Genomic DNA, 19,209 nt, shown 5'->3' on the forward strand with positions numbered 1-19,209 from the left:
GAAACAGTCTTTAAATGTGGTTAGCCACAGGAGATGACAGAATTGTCCCAAATGATCCTTAAGACCATTATCTAGGAACATCACAAGACGTCCAAGTGTTTTTTGAAATTTATTGCAGGTCAAATGAGGAAAATAGTGAGTCCAACAGATGGGCTTAAATATAATATACGAGGAGATGAGAAGATGGGGAAGGGAAAAGAGTGGCAACCGGAATGGAGGAAATTTCAAGATAGAATTACTGGTATATCTACTCTCCAGCTAACAAGCTATACTGGACATAGTCATCATTTTTATTTTACGGAGAATGGCTGGTATGACGAAGGTCGTAAACTATTATTTTGTTCAGATCGTAATAATAAAACAGATTTATTCAGCATCTGTATAGAAACAGGTGTAATTACCCAATTGACTGATCATGATAAAACCTATGAAGGACTTTCACCATGTTTACATCCTGATGAAACGAGAGTTTACTTTCGTAAAGATCAGCAGATAATAGAATTAGATCTAAATACTTTGAAAGAAAAAGTAATATATGAAGAATTAAGCTCATGGTTAGGTGGAAACCTAAATTGTACGGCAGACGGAAAATACTTAATTACTTGTAAGAGAGAGGATCTCTCAGATAAGGTTTATACAGATCTAGGGAATGGCTATATTGGTCATCGTGCATTAATGGAAGCAAGACCAAAATCTCAAATCATCAAGATTTCTCTCGAAACAAATGAGGTAACAGTAGTGTATCAAGAAGATAACTTCATTACCCATATTAATACCTCTCCAACAAAAAAAGAATTAATTACGTTTTGCCATGAGGGACCATGGAATTTGGTGGATCATCGTATTTGGGTACTTAATATCGAGTCTTTGGATGTGTGGAAAATTAGACAGAGAAAAGAAGAGGACGAAATGATTGGACATGAATATTGGTATCAGGATGGAGAAACAATTGGCTATCATGGATTTAGGCAAGATCGGACAGGCTTCTTTGGCAAAATTAAATATGATCATACGGAAGAAGAAGAAGTTGAGTTTAATTTTGTAAATTGGCATGCCTTTTCGAATGATTTTTCAAAAATAGTGGTAGATGGTAGAGCCCCTTTAAAGAATATCATTATATGGTACAAGAACGAGGATGGATTTTCTAAACCAAAGGTTCTTTGTGAGCATAGATGTAGCTTTCATGTACAAAAGGTTCATGCACACCCTAGGTTTACACCAGACGGGAAGAAATTACTTTATACAAGCGACCGAAACGGCTATGCAAATCTTTATCTTGTAGATGTTCCAGATGATGCAAATGAACTGCCGGATTATGTGTAGCTTTGAAATATAATCGCGACGTTTTACCCTTTGGATATCCTTTTGTCCAAAGGGTATTTTAATAGTAACAATAAAATAAAGTTGTATATATAACGAATATGAATTACTTAGTTAAGCGGAAGTCTGATCCAATATCGATTTTCCTTATAAATTAGATCTTGTTGTTCCCAATACTTTAGATTATCTATACACACCAATGTGTTATGCAAGAATTTAATAGAGAATGAACTTTTAAGCAATCGGAAAGAAATGCTTATCAGTCATATATGATAAACTTAAGATTGATACCAAAAGTAATAAAATAAGGAATGAAGCTAGAAAGAGGAAGGAGAAATAAGATGGTAACATTGAATCATATCCCGATTGTTAAATCAGAAATGCTAATTCGGAGACCAGTTGATGAAGTATTTGAAGCTTTTATTAACCCGGAAATTACTACAAAGTTTTGGTTCACCAAAAGTAGTGGAAGATTAGAGGAGGGAAAGCATATTAGATGGGAATGGGAGATGTACGGCGTTTCTGATGATCTATATGTAAAAGAAATTAAGCAAAACAAACTGATTCGGATCGAATCATCGGACAACACAAAAACCGAGTGGTCGTTTTTCCCGCGAAATGAAAATGAAACATTTGTTTCAATTACAAACTCAGGGTTTGCAGGCAATGGAGATGATATGGTAAACAATGCCATTGATTCAATGGGGGGATACACGATGGTGCTCTGCGCGTTAAAAGCACTTCTTGAGCATAACATCATTCTGGCTGTTGTAGCTGACAAAGCCCCTGATGCTCACGTTTAATGTGAAGAATTAGTGACTTTTGACCTGAAAGAAGCCACTTTAAGGGATAAAAATATTGCTCTCCACGCATACAGTTGGTTCAGTTACACCTGTCAGTTGAAAAGCTGTTCTGTTCAAAATGTTTGTATAAATCGAAAAACCCAGATCAAATATTCAAATACTTTGGAATGGAGTTACTCACTATTCCCTCAAGCTACACATGGATATAAGAAGACCTAAGTCTAATGAAAATTAGATTTAGGTCGTTTTTTATTGAAATTGTAGACTATAATCTATTTTCTCTGATACCGATATCCATAGGTTCTTATTTGGCTTGTGTAACCTGGTTCACCCTTTCCGCCTTTTAATCCATTTAATTTTCTAAAGTCCCCTGATAATTATTTCCCTTCTAATGATAGATTTAAATCTCAGAGATTAGATGGAAACATATATTTTCCCTGTTTGCTCCAATAAAAACATAAAATGTGTAATAAAACACAAATGAGATAAAATAATGTTGACATATTAAAAATGTAAGCGTATTATTTTACTAATGTTACATATAATTTGTAATAAAACAAAAATTGTAACGATTTACCCTTTTTTTCGTTACAAGGAAAGGAGAAAAAATGAATAAAATTTTCAAACTGATGCTGATTTTACCTTTCTTTCTTTTTGTGTTAGCTTCGTGCTCCTCAGACAGTGAAACGAATAATAATGCCAAAATTGAATTAGACTTCTGGACATTGTTTGGTGGAGGTGATCTCAGTTTTATGGAAGAAATAGTAGAGGAGTTTAATAACAGTCAAGATGAGATTGTTGTCCATATGCCGGCGATAAGAAACAGTGATTACTATACCAAACTGGTAACTAGTGTTGCTGCCAATCGAGGACCGGATGTAGCAATAGCGCATACTTCTAAAATTCCTGAACTTAACAGTCGGGGGTTAACAGAGCCAATTGATGATTTTGCAGAAGAGGTAGGGCTCGATTTTAATGAATTCACTAAAAATCTAGTCGAAGGAACTAATTTGAATGGGAAGCATTACGGTGTTCCGATTGATACACATCCATTTATTATGTATGTAAATAATGATCTTGCAGCCCAAGCGGGAGTGTTAGATGAAAATGGAAACATCATAATGGAAGAAACACCTGAAGGGTATATCGATTTTCTGCTCAAAATAAAGAAAGCGCTACCGGATAAAATACCATTAGCGATTAGTAATGCTGGCGCAGACCCATTTCGTATGTGGTGGGCATTTTACTTTCAAATGGGAGGGTCACCAATTTATTCAGGGGATCTGTCCAGTCCAGATGTAACAATCGATCGAGAAATAGCGATTAAGGCGGCGAACTATGTGCGTTCTCTCTTTCATGAGCATGAGATTGTCCCATTAAACCTTGCCGATTTTTATCAGGATTTTCAAACAGGTCGAGCAGTTACCATGACAACAGGGGTTTGGGCGACTGGAATCTGGGAAACAACGGAAGGGTTAGATTTTACTGCGCTGCCTTTACCGAACCTTTTTGAGCAAAAAGCAACATGGGGAGATTCCCACACACTAATTATGCCAATAAAGGAAAATACGACTAGAGAGAAACAACTCGCTGTTGTAAAGTTTATGGATTTCGTAACAGACCGTGGGGTTGATTGGGCGGAAGCAGGTCATATTCCAGCAAAGAAATCGGTTGTAGAGTCACAAGAGTTTCAAGATCTTCCTTATCGATCTGATTATGCAAAAGTAGCAGAATATGTTGCTCTACCAAACAAGACAGCCTATGGAGATATGTCTAAAAGAGTCTTTGAACAAAATCTGGATTTAGCCTGGACAAACAGAGAATCTACAGAAAAAGTGATTGACACACTGATTAAAGATTTAGAGAACCTCGTGAAGAAGTAAATTTTAGTTGAAAGGAGAAGAAAACGAATGAAAAAATCATTATGGAAAAAGGACCTTTATGCTGGTTTGTTCTTGTTACCCTTTTTTCTAGCTTATGTAATTTTTACGATATTTCCAATCTTTAAAGGTTTACAAATGAGCTTTTTTAATTGGTCGTTAATAGAAAAAGGTGAATTCACAGGGTTTAGCCAATATATTGCTTTGTTTACAGATATAGACTTCTGGCAATCGTTATGGAATACGACATTGTTTGTCATCCTATCAACCCCAGGAATGATCATACTAGCACTTTTGTTAGCTTTACTAGCAAATTTAAATTCGAAATTAAAGACATTATTTCGCAGTGCTTATTTTCTCCCAAGTATATTATCGGTTTCCGTTATTTCTTTCTTGGCGATTTTTATATTACAACCTTATAATGGTTTCCTTAACAACTTCATTCAGTTATTTGGAATAGATGCAGAGCCTTTTTGGTTAAGTAATCCTGTATTGGCATGGGTAAGTATTGTCGGGGTTACGTTATGGTGGACAGTGGGTTTTAATATGATTTTGTTTTTAACAGCTTTACAAGACATTCCTGATCACTTGTATGAAGCGGCAGAAATAGATGGTGCCACTCGCTGGCAAATGTTTAAATCGATTACATTGCCACAGCTTATACCGATTTCAAGGGTGATTTTGTTGCTACAGGTTCTTAGCTCATTCAAAGTATTTGCTCAAATTCTATTAATTACAGATGGAGGACCCGGGACTTCCACAAGGCCACTAATACAGTACATTTATGAGATGGGATTTGAGAGATATGACCTTGGTTATGCTGCTTCTATGTCCTATGTTCTGTTCTTTATCCTGTTAGTATTATCTATTATTCAAATTCGTGCAGGAGGTCAAGGAGGGCGAATGATTTAAATAGATTGGCAAAACTTCAGTAAGTCAGCAATGCACTGCATCTATAATGGGAAATTAAGACAAACACATTAACTCTAAGTATAAGGAATGCGAGTTTTTCTAAAGAAAGGAGAATTTTTATGAGTACCCCTAATGCACTACTAGAACGGAATCGCGATCCACTCCGTTTATTAAAGGTTATCATTGCTTTAGTTGTGGCTTTACTATTTATCTTTCCGATCATTTGGATGCTATTTGTTTCGTTAAAACCAAAAAATATGGCTGTCGCCAATCCATTAGATTGGTTTACTCCACCATATACCTTTGCTAATTATACGGAGATTTTAATGGAAAGTGATGTGCTTCTCTGGCTGTGGAATAGTGTGATTATTGGTGTGATCACAACAGTATTAACATTAATTATTACTTCCTTAGCTGCTTTTGCACTATCGAAAATGCAATTTCGTTATAAGACTCCAATTTTTCTATTCTTTTTGGCTGGAATGATGGTCCCAGGGGAGGCGACGATTATTCCACTCTTTGAGATTGTAAAAAGTATGAATATGCTAGATACCTATGCTGGATTGATTTTACCTATGATTGCCTCCCCAATTGGTGTAATCATATTAAAGAGCTTTTTTGATAGTGTCCCGCACGAGGTAATGGAAAGTGCTAGAATTGATGGTTGCTCCAACTGGCGTTTATTTTGGAATATTGTGCTTCCTTTAGCCAAACCTGCTCTTGCTGCAATAGCTATTTTCACTTTTATTGGATCCTGGAATAACTTTTTGTGGCCTTTTCTAGCTATCGTTTCTGAGGAATTATATACCTTGCCAGTAGGAATTCCAACATTTAATTCTACTTATTCCTCTAGTTATATGTTACCGATGACCGTCAATGCTATCGCATCGATCCCTGTCATTATTGCCTTTTTACTATTTGAAAAACAGATAGTAAAGGGTGTAAGTTTTACAGGATTAAAAGGTTAATTAGTTAAGGAGATCGGTGGCTGGTAGCCGATTTCCTTCCATCTCGCTGTTATTTGAAAGGTAGGGAATAAAGCATGAAACAAACAAGATGTTCAGAAGTATCATTTACGAATGTCACCATCCTAGATGGTTTTTGGAAAGACCGATTTTATGACCACCAAAAAACAACATTACGTGTCTCTCTAGATAAGTGCTGGCAAACGGGCAGAATTGATAATTTCTCAAAAGCTGGTGGGTTAATGAGCGGTGATTTTGAAGGGATTTTTTTCAATGATTCCGATGTATATAAGGTGTTAGAAGGGGTCGCCTACTCCTTAGCTAATCAATATGACTCAGAACTTGAATGTGAAGCGGATGATATCATTGATAGAATTGCAAGTGCGCAAGAGGAGGATGGCTACCTCATGACTTATTATACTTTAGTAGAGCCAGAGAATAAATGGACAGATATGGACAAACATGAAATGTATTGTGGAGGCCATTTAATAGAAGCAGCTATTGCCTATAAGCACGCTACTGGAAAAGATAAGCTATTGGGGGTTGCTTGCAGATTGGTAGATCATTATGATACCATTTTTGGCCCAAGTAAACGACACTGGGTTCCTGGCCATGAAGAAATCGAACTTGCCCTAACGAAGCTTTATCAAGAAACGAGTGAAAAGCGTTATCTAGATTTGGCAATATGGTTATTGGAGCAAAGAGGAAGAGGGCTTGGGGAAGGTGCGATTTGGAATAAAGAAGATTGGGGCCCAGCATATTGTCAAGATGATCAGTTAGTACGTGAAATAGAAAAAGTCAAGGGGCATGCGGTGAGGGCGATGTACCTGTATACCGCTATGTCTGAGGTTGCCCGCTTAACAGAAAAGGAAGATTATTTAGCTGCTTTAGATAGAGTATGGGAAAATGTGATCACTAAAAATATGTACATTACAGGGGGGATTGGCTCTTCTCATCATAATGAGGGTTTTACGAAGGATTATGATTTGCCAAATGAAACTGCCTATTGTGAAACCTGTGCATCTGCAGGAATGATATTTTGGAATCATCGAATGAATCTATTATATGAGGATGCCAAATATGCGGATATTGTTGAGACCGAGCTATATAATGGACTTTTGAGTGGTGTATCTCTTGATGGAAGGAAATTTTTTTATGATAATCCACTCGCCTCGAATGGACAGCATCATCGAGTAGAATGGTTTGGCACTTCGTGTTGCCCAACTCAGTTAGCTAGATTTATACCTTCGATTGGGAATTATCTGTATAGTGTTAGTAATGATACCCTTTATATTAATCAGTTTATCCATAGTAAATCTAATGTGACATGGAATGAAAAGCAGGTGTCTATTACACAAAAAACGAATTACCCATGGGATGGGAAGATTGATCTGCAGTTCGATCTCCAAAGTGAGTCATCGTTTGAATTAGCTGTAAGATTACCAGGCTGGTGCAATCAATATAGGCTACTGCTCAATGGGGAACTATTAGAGGAATATCAATCGGAAAATGGTTATGTAAAAATAAACAGAGTATGGCATGCAGAAGACCGGATAACGCTTGATCTACATATGGAAGTAGAAAAAGTCTATTCTTCTCCAGCAGTTAGAGAAAATGTTGGTAAAGTAGCTTTGAGAAACGGTCCATTAGTCTATGCGTTTGAAGGTGTGGATCACCTCAATAGAGATTTAGAAAGAATTTTTTTATCCGATTCATCACATTTCACCACAAAATTTGATGAATCGATTCTTAGCGGAGTGAGTGTCATAAAGAGTAATGCGTTATACGTGAAGGATGAATGCTTAAAGGAACCCTTATATCACAGCAATAAACCTGATTTAATACCAATTGATATCAAAGCAGTGCCATATTACAGTTGGAATAATAGAGGTAATGGTCAAATGCGTGTTTGGTTGAATCATAGAATATAAAACTGCTTATTAAACGATGAGTCCCCCTATTAATTATCTCTGTGCTATAATGGATATTGTGTTGAAAGGGGGATATTTTGATGTCTTTTTTTATGCCTAAAGCTATTTGTTTAGATATGGATGGCACATTACTAAATAATAAAAATGAATTAAAAAAACAAACGATTGATGTAATACAAGTCATCAGAGAGAAAGGGATCCGAGTATTTATTGTCACTGGTAGATCGTTGAATGAGATTTATGATTCTGCTCCGAAGGATTTAGAACTAGATGGATTTGTAACAGCAAATGGAATGATTACTTACGTAGAAGAAAAAAAATTGGTAGAACATAGCTTGTCCACAGACCTTGTTCAGAATGTTATTTTATCTGCCAGAGAGCATGGGATTTATTATGAAGTACATCCGAATGACGGTCAGCGCCTGAGCTTGAAGCAGGATCAATCTTATATGAAGGATATGATCGAAAAAGACAAGCCGGAGGAAGTAGGAATAAATGAATGGTTAGAGAGAGAAGCCGCTATAGCTGAAGACATTGCTTGGGTTGAAAAAATACCTGAGCAAAAGTATGCCAAGATATATTGTTTTAGTACAGAACATAAGCAAATGGATGCTTGGATTCAGGAGCTAGAAAGAATGAAAAAAGAAGAGGATTTTACAACCTCCTCCTCTTCCTATCATAATGTGGAAGTAATGGTAGCAGGAGTAAACAAGGCTACCGGAATTAAAGCACTGCTGGAATTATACAACATAGCTCCAGAGGATACGATGGCAATAGGTGATAGTAATAATGATTTGCCGATGATGCGTTATATTGGTTACCCAGTTGCTATGAAAAACGGAACAGATCAAGTGAAGGAAATCGTAAAAGAGATCACTGCATTTACGAATGAGGAAGACGGAGTAAGAAAATACTTGCAAGAATACTTTTCAATAAACAAATAGTAGCCAGCTTCAAAAATCAAGTGATCGAGCCATCGCTTGATTTTTTTAATAAAAATTAAAAAATTTAAACCAAATACTAGAATTTTATATAAACACTAGATAAAAACATTTTTTTTGTTTATATTTATGATAGACTTAATACTAATTGGGAACAAACTGTTTAGGGAGGGGTTAGAATTGTTGGAGCTTTCTATTAATGAACCAGAAAAATTAAGTAAAGTAACACATGCATTATCCTCGAAGGTAAGACTTAGTATTCTTGAATTATTAAATAAAGGAAATTTAAACATACATCAGCTAGCGGAGTCTTTAAATATACCGATCTCTACAGCTGCTTCGCACGTCAGAGTATTAGAAGAAGCAAATCTTATCTTGACTGAATTAAGGCCAGCTAGTAGAGGTGCGATGAAGGTGTGTACCCGCAATTTTGATGACGTACATATTGTTTTGAACAGTCTACATAAGTCGTCCGCAAGTGATTTAAAAACATACGAAATTGAAATGCCTATTGGGCAGTATGTGGACTTTCAAGTAGCACCTACTTGTGGGATGGCAAACCATGAAAGGTTTTTAATTCCGGAAGATTCCCCGGTTTACTTTCATAATCCCGAAAGAATTCAGGCTCAAATTATCTGGACGCGAAAAGGATTTCTAGAGTATAAATTCCCTATCGTGATTCATCCTGATTCTGTCATAAAAGAAATTCAGTTTTCGCTAGAATTATGCTCTGAAGCACCTAATTATGATCCTAATTGGCCTTCAGATATCACGGTCTGGGTAAATCATGTCGATATAGGTACATGGACTAGTCCAGGTGATTATGGGGATCGGCCAGGAAAGCTGAATCCAACCTATTGGAAAGATACTACAAGTACTCAATATGGAACATTAAAAACATGGAAGATTTCAAATGAAACTACCATGATAGATGATTTTCACTTATCTAATACCACATTAGCAGATTTAGCGCTATCAGATAAGGATTATATTACCTTTAAAATTGGAATTAAAGAGGATGCGGTTCATAAAGGTGGTATTAATATATTTGGAAAAGAGTTCGGTGATTATGAGCAGGATATTAAACTGAAAATTCTGTTCGAATAATGTGATTCGAGAAGAGGTCTTCGGTCAAAGAAAACTAACGCATTTCTTCCTTCATTGAGAGTGTGTTAGTTTTTTTATTTTCTGCTTGAGATTTCAAAATGCCCTCCTTTTATTGTGAAATAGCTTGTATCCGAATGGAATGATTAGTAAAAACAAGCATTGACTTATCTATAATGAAAGCGTATTCTTTAACCTATGAACAGCTAATGTGTATAAAAACATGAATATTGAATGAAAGGGAGGGAAAATTGTTTCATCCATTGCTAAATGAGAAAGGGAGTGATGAAACAAGGACTTGAATACCTTGATATTTTGATTGATTACGGAAAAATGGCTCTGTCCCTATTTGCTTTGGATTATATTTTTTAAAGGAGATGATAAAAATGAATTCAATAAAGAAAAAAACCTATATTCTTTCCTTGTTTTTACTTGTGTTGTCCTTGTTTATTGCATCCTCTTATTTTGCTAAAAGTAAATCTGGAACAAAATCAATAAAAGCTTCTACTACTACATTTACTAATCCAATTAATACAGCGGGAGCAGACCCGTATGTCATGCTGCATTCGGATGGATACTATTATTTCACGCGTACTTTAGGCCATCGTATCGATATTTGGAAGTCAAGAACGCTGACAGGGATCGAACTTGGTGAACGAAAAACAATCTGGACGAAGCCGGATCACTTAAAAGACATTTGGGCTCCGGAAATCCATTACATTAACGGAAAGTGGTACATTTACTACACGGCTAATACAGGTTGTGGTGATGCGTGTCGTGGCGTGTATGTCCTAGAAAATGATTCACCTGACCCGCTTCAAGGAGAATGGATCGAGAAAGGTAAGGTCAACACACAATACGATGGTCTTGATGGATCTGTTTTTGAGCATAAAGGAAAGTTATATTTCATGTATGCGGCATATGGTGACTGGTCGGGAGAGCATGGTAGTGCAGTCGCTATTGCACCTATGTCTAATCCATGGACATTAGATGGTGAAAATGTGATCCTAACCTATCCAGAGTATGACTGGGAAAAGAAAGGCATGCATGTAAATGAAGGGGCGGTGATCTTAAAACGAAATGGCAAAGTTTATCTTGTTTATTCAGGTAGCGCTTGTTGGGAGGATGATTATGCAATCGGAATATTAACTGCTTCCGAGGATAGTAATTTATTGGACCCACACGCTTGGTCCAAATCAAAGGAACCAGTTTTTAAGAAGTCTATTAAAAACAGTGTCTACGGTCCAGGTCATAATTCTTTTGTTCCATCTAAAGACGGAACGGAAGACTGGATTGTTTATCATGGTAACAGCGCTCCTGGGCAAGGGTGTAGTGCTCGCCCGACGAGGATCCAAAAATTCAGTTGGAACGAGGATGGTACACCGAATTTTGGTGAGCCATCAACAGAATTAATGAATGTTCCATCAGGGGAATATAAAATAGAGGCTGAGCATGGGATAATAAACAAAGCAAAAGTAAACGACCGACCGGGCCAAGAAACGGTGACACTGAATAATAAAAATAGCTCCATACTTATTGAGGATGTGAATGTTCCGGAAGCTGGGACATACACCATAACAGTTAAATATGCCAACAATGCTAGACCTGATGCGGAAAATTATATCTACGTGAATGATCAACCTGTATCGATATTGACCTATCCATATACTGGTAAGAAAAACTTTGAAGAAGTCACAATGGAAGTTGATCTTAATAAGGGGTATGATAACACGATTAAATTCATGAAGAAAAAACATGTGGTGGAAATTGATTATGTCGAAATTTCTGGAGAGGTTAATTTTTCAATAGAATCTGGGGTTGAGTACAAATTAGTAAATCCTAATGGTGGGAAAGTATTAGATGTAGAGGATGGTTCATATAATGTTAGAACATGGGATGGATCTGATGTTACTCTGTCGCAACGTTGGAGAATGACAGATGTCGGTGACGGCAAGTATAGTGTAAAAAATACTAACAGTGGAAAATATTTAACTGTTGATGGTGATCTGACCGCACCGTGGGTAAATGTAAACCTCCAAGCGTGGAATGGAACGGATGCACAAAAGTGGAGTATAGAAAAAGTAAGTAATAAATATTATAAATTGATCAATGTAGCTAATGGAAAAGCATTAGATGTGGATGGTGCGAGTATTGATCGCGGTGCGAATATAGGTACATGGGAAGATCTCCCTAGTGGGCCAGCACAAATGTGGTTGTTTTATCCATTAGATTAATGATTGATGAGAAGGGGCTGGGACATAACTAGCCAAAAAAGTATAAAAAGTGTCTCTGAACAATTTATTTTGTTCAGAGACACTTTTTGTTTGTTTATTTTCTATTTTCAACAAAAGTTTTCCATCCTTGGCGGTATACTTTCTCAAGTTTACCGCCATAAACGCAAATCCTAATTCATTTTTAACTTTGTCTTTGCCTCTTAAAGACATTCGAGTGAAACCCAAATTAGCCTTCAAGAATCCAAAAACTGGTTCCACATCGATTTTACGTTTACCGTATATTTCACCAGTTTTCTCATCTGAAAGCTTCGCTCTCACATATTCTTTTTGAGTTTCCCACTTTTCATTGTAATGAACTTTCCGATTATTTCCTTCTTTTGCTTTCGTACAAAGTGAACGTAAAGGACAATCAGTACAATCTTCACACTCATACACTTTGTACTGTCGGGAATAACCATATTTATCTGTTCGATTAGACACATAGCTAAACGACACTCTTTTGCCATTTGGACATGTATATGTATCGTCTTCCTTGTTGTACGCCCAATTATCTACATGAAAAGCGTTATTTTTATGCTTCTTTTTTTTCTCCTTTCGGTATTGATTATATGTAATGAGAGGTATTCTTTTTCTTTGTTCGAGGACATCTTCATAATTTTGCTCGCTACCATATCCGGCGTCGGCCACAATGTATTTAGGTAATTCAAAGAAATTGTTTTCTATATGATTGAGAAATGGAATGAAGGTTCGCGTATCCGTAGGATTCGCAAAAACATCATAGGCTAAAGTATACTGACCTTCGGTCGCGATCTGTATATTATAGCCTGCTTTTAATTGACCGTTCTTCATATAATCATCTTTCATTCTCATAAACGTGGCATCTGGGTCTGTTTTGGAATAACTGTTGCGATCTCCAAAGATTTTCATAGCTTTTTGATATTTATGTTTACGCTGTATAAAATCCATAAAGTGCTTGCGAGATTGCTTTGGTAGCTTCCGTTCACTACGTAATTGTTTTCGTTCACTTACAATTTTATTCTCTTCAATTCTTGTATCATATTCTTTTATCTTTTCATCAAGTTTTTCCACTACTTCTTCCATTTCTTCTGTCGATAATTCCTCAAGATTTTCTCGTTTTATTTCTGGGATGATTTGCTTCTCTAGTAGTTCATCATACATTTGATTCGACTTTTTAATCAGGCTAGAACTGTATTTCTCCACAGACTTCCGCCACACAAACGTAAACTTATTTGCATTCGCTTCAATCTTTGTGCCATCAATAAAAATAGCTTCTTCCTCAATTAAATCTTCTTTCACTAAATGAGAACGAAATTGAACAAAGCATTCCCTTAGTAATTCTTCAACCAAAGGATTGGAACGGAATCGATTAATGGTACGATAACTTGGTTCATGACCTTGAGCTAACCACATCATTCGAACACTATCTACTAACATCGCTTCAATCTTTCTTCCTGAGAAAGCTGACTGCGTATAGCCGCATAAGATAATCTTCAGCATCATGCGAGGATGGTAAGCAGGACAACCAGTTTTTCGTAGAAAACTCTTGAACGCTTCCTCCGGAATGCTTTCCACTAATTCATTAATGGCAAAAGCAATATCATTTTTTCGTAGTTTAACTTCTAAATCTAAAGGCAAAACAACTTGGTTCATGGTATAATGTTTAAACATAAGGACACCCTTTCTGAATTATGGTTTGGTCACTTTAATTCTATCAAAAGGTGTCCTTTTTGTTTACATAAATTTCGAAGAAATATAAAAACGTGATACCATCACTACGCTGAGTGACGGCATCACGTTTATTTTTTATCTACTGGGGTTTTGTCCCAGCCTCTTCTTCTTTAGGTGATGTGATATCACTTCATTTATTAAAACAGAAAATTTGAATTAAACTATAAAAATTAAATTTAAGTATTGACTTTTAGGATTTGAAAGCGTAATCTTATACATAATAAACAGATATTAGGAATTAAAGCAGAAATAGTGAATAAAAATAAATAAATACTGCTTATTTAAAAAAAGAATAATATCTGATGGGTGTATTGATTATTAAGGAACAAAGGAGAGAATAGTATGTCAACAAATGTAACCACTTATCAAAGAACAGAATATCCACGTCCTCAATTTCAACGGGATACTTGGATGAATTTAAATGGCCAATGGAATTTTCATTTTGATGATGAAAATATTGGGGAAAAGGAGTCGTGGTACAAAGCGGCAAGTTTTACTAAAGATATTCAAGTACCCTTTACTTATGAAACCGAAGCAAGCGGTATTGGGGAAGAAGCATTTCATCCCAACGTTTGGTATCAAAGAGAATTTGAGATTCCCAAAGATCAAATAGGAAAAAAAGTTATCTTACGTTTTCAAGCAGCTGACTATTTAACGAAGGTGTGGATCAACGGTATTTTCATCGGAGAGCATGCAGGCGGAAATTCGGCCTTTTCCTTTGATATAAGCCATGCAGTTGAAGAAACAAAAACTAATAAAATCGTTGTAAAAGTCGAAGATAGTCAGAGCTGTATGCAACCAAGAGGAAAGCAGCGTTGGATTGATGAAAACTTTGGTTGCTGGTATGTACAGAACACCGGTATTTGGCAGACTGTCTGGCTTGAATTTCTGGAAGAAGAACATATGGAAAGCGTAAAAATAACCCCAAATATCGATAAAAATACCGTAGCGATGGAGTACAAATTGAATGGAAAGGTGCAGGATAATTGGAGATTAGATGCTGTGATCCACTTTAACGGGAAAAAGATAAAACAGTTGTCCATTGTACCAGATCGTGAAAGCGGAAGATTTGAGATAGATTTGCAGTCTGATCTCCATGAATGGAAGGTGTTTTATTGGTCACCACAGCATCCTAATTTATATGATGTCACTTTTCAGTTAACAGTAAATGGATCTGTTAAAGATGAGGTGGATTCCTATTTTGGAATGAGGAAAATATCTATTAAAGATGGCCAGATACTTTTAAATAATGTGCCTATCTATCAGAAGCTTTTGCTAGATCAAGGATATTGGAAGGAAACGATGCTTACCCCTCCATCAGATGAAGCGATGATTGAAGATATCGAGAAAACCTTGGCTATGGGATTCAACGGTGTTCGTAAGCATCAAAAACTAGAGGATGAACGATTTTTATATTGGTGCGATAAAAAAGGGTTACTCGTTTGGTCAGAAATGGCTGCAACCTATGAGTTTAGTGATCAAGCCATTGAGAACTTTACAAAAGAATGGTTAGAAATCATGCAGCAGCATTATAATCATCCATCTATTATTACGTGGGTTCCTTTCAATGAGTCGTGGGGTGTTCCAAAAATATTCAACGATAAGAAACAACAGGCATTTACGGAATCGATTTATTACTTATCGAAAGCAATCGATGGGGAACGTCCGGTAATTGTCAACGATGGCTGGGAGCATACTGTTTCCGATATTATCGCCCTTCATGATTACGAAGAGCTCGGATCTGAATTTGCTCAGCGTTATAAAGATAAGCAACTGATCTTAGAAAATAAGCTTCCTCACAATAAGCATAAATATGCGTTTGCAGAGGGGTATAGCTACCAAGGTCAGCCAATAATGATTACAGAGTACGGTGGTATCGCCTTTAACCATGAAAGTGGCTGGGGATATGGTAATCAAGTAGAAACTGAAGAGGAATTTCTAAAAAGATATCAAGATATTACAGATGCTATTAAGTCCATTCCATACATTTGTGGCTATTGTTATACGCAAACAACGGATGTTCAACAAGAGGTGAACGGTTTATTGAGAGAAGACCGTACTCCGAAAATCGCCTTAGAAAAGATTAAATCTGTCAATGATGCGAAAAGAAAACCAAATACCTAATGATTTAGGAGGAATTAGAATGACGTCCAATAATAAACCAAATATTGTGTTAATTCTTGCAGATGATCTAGGGTATTCTGATTTAAGCTGTTTTGGAGGGGAGATCGATACACCGAATATCGATAGTCTTGCCTCCAATGGATTGCGATTCACTCAATTTTATAATTCTGCTCGGTGTTGTCCTAGCCGAGCCTCCCTTTTAACAGGGGTTTATCCACATCAAGCAGGGGTTGGAGAGATGACTGAGGATCGTGAAACACCTGGATATCGGGGGTTTTTAAAGGATCAATGTGTGACACTTGCTCAAGTACTAAAGGGTGGAGACTATCACACTTATTTAGCGGGTAAATGGCATGTTGGGAAGCAGGGTCCGATTAAAAAAGGATTTGATGAATTTTATGGTCTTTTAGGTGGCTTTACGAGTTTTTGGGATCAGAAGGATTATTCCCGATTACCAGAAGGAAGACCTCAGCACCAGTATAAAGATGGAGAGTTTTATGCAACAGACGCTATTACTGATTATGCACTAGATTTTATGGAGGATTCTAGAAAGGATGATAAGCCTTACTTTTTATATCTCTCCTATAATGCTCCTCATTTCCCTTTACAAGCACCTGAAGCGGATGTTGCTAAATACGAGGGAATGTATGATAGAGGCTGGGACAGAATTAGGGAAGAACGTTTTAATCGATTGAAGGAGCTAAAGCTTATTCCAGAGGATGCCAAGTTACCACCGCGGTCAGAATACTGGAGTCGTGACAGAGAGATTCATGGTGTTATTCCTTCGTGGGATTCACTTGATCCGGATCGCCAGAAGGATCTATCAAAAAGGATGGCAATATATGCAGCAATGGTGGACCGGATGGATCAAAATATTGGAAGAGTGATAGAGGACTTAAGAGAGAATAATGAGTTAGACAACACATTGATCTTATTTTGTTCAGATAACGGTGCATGTGGTGAATGGGACCCATGGGGATTCGACAATTGGATCACCACCTCGAATTTCCTCCATCGTAAAGGAGATTTAGACAAAATGGGTGGTCCAGATTCCTATCATAGCTATGGATCTGGCTGGGCAAGCGCATGTAGTACACCACTTCGTCTCTATAAACATTATGGACATGAAGGAGGAATCAGTACACCATTAATTGCACAATGGCCAAAGGTTGTCACACGTCAAGGAGAGATTGATCATCGACCAGGTCATTTCATTGATTTTATGGCAACAATGGTTGATATTGCTGGGGTAGAATACCCTGAAAAATATGAAGGACATCAAATTCTTCCAATGGAGGGTAAAAGTATGCTACCTGCATTCCTTGGGAAGGAAGAAGAGCAAAGGACACTTTGTTTTGAGCATGAGCAACATTGTGGTATCAGACATGGAAAATGGAAGCTATCGAAAATAAAAGAAAGAGATTGGGAGCTTTATAATATAGAAAATGATCGAAATGAATTAGTGAATGTAGCGGATATCTATCCAGAGCTAGTGGAGAAATTAACATCAATGTGGAAACAATGGGCAGATAGAACAAATGTTACTCCAAGACCGAAAACGAACCTTTATCAATCATCATGATCTTGACACTCCATCTTCATTTAGATGGATTTCTTTTTACCATTTATGAAAACGCTAACAAAATTTGTTTTTAAAAATGAAGGAGGTAAAAAAATGAAAAAGTTTGTCTTGTTACTTATTCTGGTAGGTTTCTTGGCTGGGGGATGCTCGAATTCAGAGGAAGTTAAGCAAGATCATGTGGATGAAGGACCTTCCGAAGGTTTCCGTGAGGAGGGTATGCCCATTGTGGAGGAAGAAATAGATTTAAGGTTTTTTGCAAGAAGATCACCTGTAAATTCGCCATATCAAGATATGCGAATGTTTCAGGAATACGAGGAAATGACTAACATGAACATCGAATGGGATGATGTCCCTCAAGATGGATTTGCTGAAAGAAAGAACTTAGAGTTTTCCTCAGGCGAATTGCCGGATGTATTCTATAAATCTGATATTTCGCAATTAGAGGCAGTGGAGTACGGATCATCAGGTATTCTCATTCCACTTGAAGAATTGTTAGAGGAGTATGCGCCTAACCTAACAGCACTCTACGAAGAGTATCCTGAAATAAAAGCATCGATCACGGCTCCTGATGGGCATATATATGCATTGCCTGCATTGATAACATTAAATGCAGCTCGTACGGATAAAATCTGGATTAATAAAACATGGCTAGATAACTTAGGGCTTAAAGAGCCAACGAATCCTGATGAACTGATAGAGGTATTAACGGCTTTTAGAGATAATGATCCAAATGGAAATGGCGAACAGGATGAAGTACCAATGACTTCTCGTAACTGGGGACAATTAATGAACTCCATGGCTGGTTCGTGGGGACTGGTTAATCAAATGGGATATCAGCTTAATATTAAGGACGATCAAGTAAATATATGGATGACAGATGATAGACTCAAGGAATATTTGCAATTTTTAAACAAATTATACACTGAAGGATTAATGGATAGAGGGATATTCACCCAGGAAGAATCGATATTTGTCGGAAATATGACGGCAGGAAAGGTCGGCATTTTTTGGAATCAAACAACAGATGCCTTTAATGATGTGAAAGAGCATTATATTGGAATGTCACCAATTGTCGGTCCACATGGCGATCAACTACATCCATCTTCTCCAATCGCAAGGGATTTCGGAACATTTGCTATTACTTCGGCAAATGAATATCCACAGGAAACCATGAGATGGATTGACCATTTCTTTAGTGAGGAAGGCTCTATTTTCTTCCGTTATGGAGTGGAAGGAGAAACCTTTGAATATGATGAAGAAGGAAATCCCCAATACTTAGGATCCGTGTCTGGAGAGAAAATTGGCCAGTTTACTCCATGGCCAGGTGGAGGTTCACCTCAGCTCGTGACAGAAAAAAATGCATCTGCTATTAATCCACCAGAAGCACAAGAGGCACAAGGAAAGTTAGATCCTTATTTACCAGAAGCAGTCTATGGTGCTCCGATTTTCGATGAGGATACAACGAAAGAAGTTGAGCAATTAAGGCAGGATATAGATATGTATTATCAAGAATCGACGGCTAAGTTTATTACTGGTGACCTAAGCTTTGAGAAGTGGGAAGAGTATGTGGCAACACTTGAAAATATGGGATTAGATCGTTTGGAGGAGATCTATCAGGAAGCATACGATTTAAATTATAAATAACTTTTAGAAAAAAATGTCGC

13 protein-coding genes are annotated in these 19,209 nt (G+C 37.0%); 12 read left to right on the forward strand and 1 reads right to left on the reverse strand.

From position 1 onward, the window contains the following. Nucleotides 1-102: 102 nt before the first annotated feature. The 9 genes from ACZ5N5_RS07935 (at nt 103) to ACZ5N5_RS07975 (ending at nt 12,090) form a co-directional block, all read left to right on the forward strand. On the forward strand, nt 103-1,323 hold the full coding sequence (locus tag ACZ5N5_RS07935) for an oligogalacturonate lyase family protein (RefSeq protein WP_464373596.1): 1,221 nt from the start codon (nt 103-105) through the stop codon (nt 1,321-1,323). A gap of 338 nt (nt 1,324-1,661) precedes the next feature. Continuing rightward, the gene (locus ACZ5N5_RS07940; RefSeq protein ID WP_277679811.1) at nt 1,662-2,123 is read left to right on the forward strand and encodes an SRPBCC family protein; all 462 of its coding nucleotides are present in this window, start codon (nt 1,662-1,664) and stop codon (nt 2,121-2,123) included. A gap of 608 nt (nt 2,124-2,731) precedes the next feature. Beyond that, on the forward strand, nt 2,732-4,006 hold the full coding sequence (locus ACZ5N5_RS07945) for an extracellular solute-binding protein (RefSeq protein WP_464373597.1): 1,275 nt from the start codon (nt 2,732-2,734) through the stop codon (nt 4,004-4,006). A gap of 27 nt (nt 4,007-4,033) precedes the next feature. Then, nucleotides 4,034-4,915: a carbohydrate ABC transporter permease gene (locus ACZ5N5_RS07950; protein WP_109984720.1), complete on the forward strand. Its 882-nt coding sequence runs from the start codon at nt 4,034-4,036 to the stop codon at nt 4,913-4,915. A 119-nt stretch (nt 4,916-5,034) separates the two neighbouring features. Continuing rightward, on the forward strand, nt 5,035-5,883 hold the full coding sequence (locus tag ACZ5N5_RS07955) for a carbohydrate ABC transporter permease (protein ID WP_109984721.1): 849 nt from the start codon (nt 5,035-5,037) through the stop codon (nt 5,881-5,883). Between the two features lie 74 nt (nt 5,884-5,957). Next, nucleotides 5,958-7,811, forward strand: a complete 1,854-nt coding sequence (locus tag ACZ5N5_RS07960; protein ID WP_464373598.1) for a glycoside hydrolase family 127 protein — start codon at nt 5,958-5,960, stop codon at nt 7,809-7,811. A gap of 80 nt (nt 7,812-7,891) precedes the next feature. After that, nucleotides 7,892-8,755 (forward strand): Cof-type HAD-IIB family hydrolase, encoded by an 864-nt coding sequence (locus tag ACZ5N5_RS07965; protein WP_109984723.1) that lies wholly within the window; start codon nt 7,892-7,894, stop codon nt 8,753-8,755. Between the two features lie 177 nt (nt 8,756-8,932). Then, nucleotides 8,933-9,859, forward strand: a complete 927-nt coding sequence (locus ACZ5N5_RS07970; protein WP_054789262.1) for an ArsR family transcriptional regulator — start codon at nt 8,933-8,935, stop codon at nt 9,857-9,859. A gap of 383 nt (nt 9,860-10,242) precedes the next feature. Continuing rightward, nucleotides 10,243-12,090 carry a family 43 glycosylhydrolase gene (locus ACZ5N5_RS07975; protein ID WP_181397550.1) on the forward strand — a complete coding sequence of 616 codons (1,848 nt, stop codon included), beginning with the start codon at nt 10,243-10,245 and terminating at the stop codon, nt 12,088-12,090. Here ACZ5N5_RS07975 and ACZ5N5_RS07980 read toward each other — a convergent pair. Then, a complete protein-coding gene (locus ACZ5N5_RS07980; protein ID WP_464373599.1) occupies nt 12,082-13,779 on the reverse strand; it encodes an IS1182 family transposase in 1,698 nt (565 codons plus the stop codon). The two genes, ACZ5N5_RS07975 and ACZ5N5_RS07980, sit on opposite strands and share 9 nt — an antisense overlap. 402 nt (nt 13,780-14,181) lie before the next feature. Here ACZ5N5_RS07980 and ACZ5N5_RS07985 point away from each other — a divergent pair, with 402 nt between their 5' ends. The 3 genes from ACZ5N5_RS07985 (at nt 14,182) to ACZ5N5_RS07995 (ending at nt 19,189) form a co-directional block, all read left to right on the forward strand. Then, on the forward strand, nt 14,182-15,963 hold the full coding sequence (locus ACZ5N5_RS07985; protein WP_464373600.1) for a glycoside hydrolase family 2 protein: 1,782 nt from the start codon (nt 14,182-14,184) through the stop codon (nt 15,961-15,963). 19 nt (nt 15,964-15,982) lie between these two features. Continuing rightward, complete coding sequence (locus ACZ5N5_RS07990) at nt 15,983-17,545, forward strand: arylsulfatase (protein WP_277678457.1); 1,563 nt, start codon at nt 15,983-15,985, stop codon at nt 17,543-17,545. A gap of 93 nt (nt 17,546-17,638) precedes the next feature. Continuing rightward, on the forward strand, nt 17,639-19,189 hold the full coding sequence (locus tag ACZ5N5_RS07995; RefSeq protein ID WP_464368443.1) for an extracellular solute-binding protein: 1,551 nt from the start codon (nt 17,639-17,641) through the stop codon (nt 19,187-19,189). Nucleotides 19,190-19,209 lie beyond the last annotated feature (20 nt).

It is taken from the genome of Gracilibacillus sp. JCM 18966, assembly GCF_055392695.1.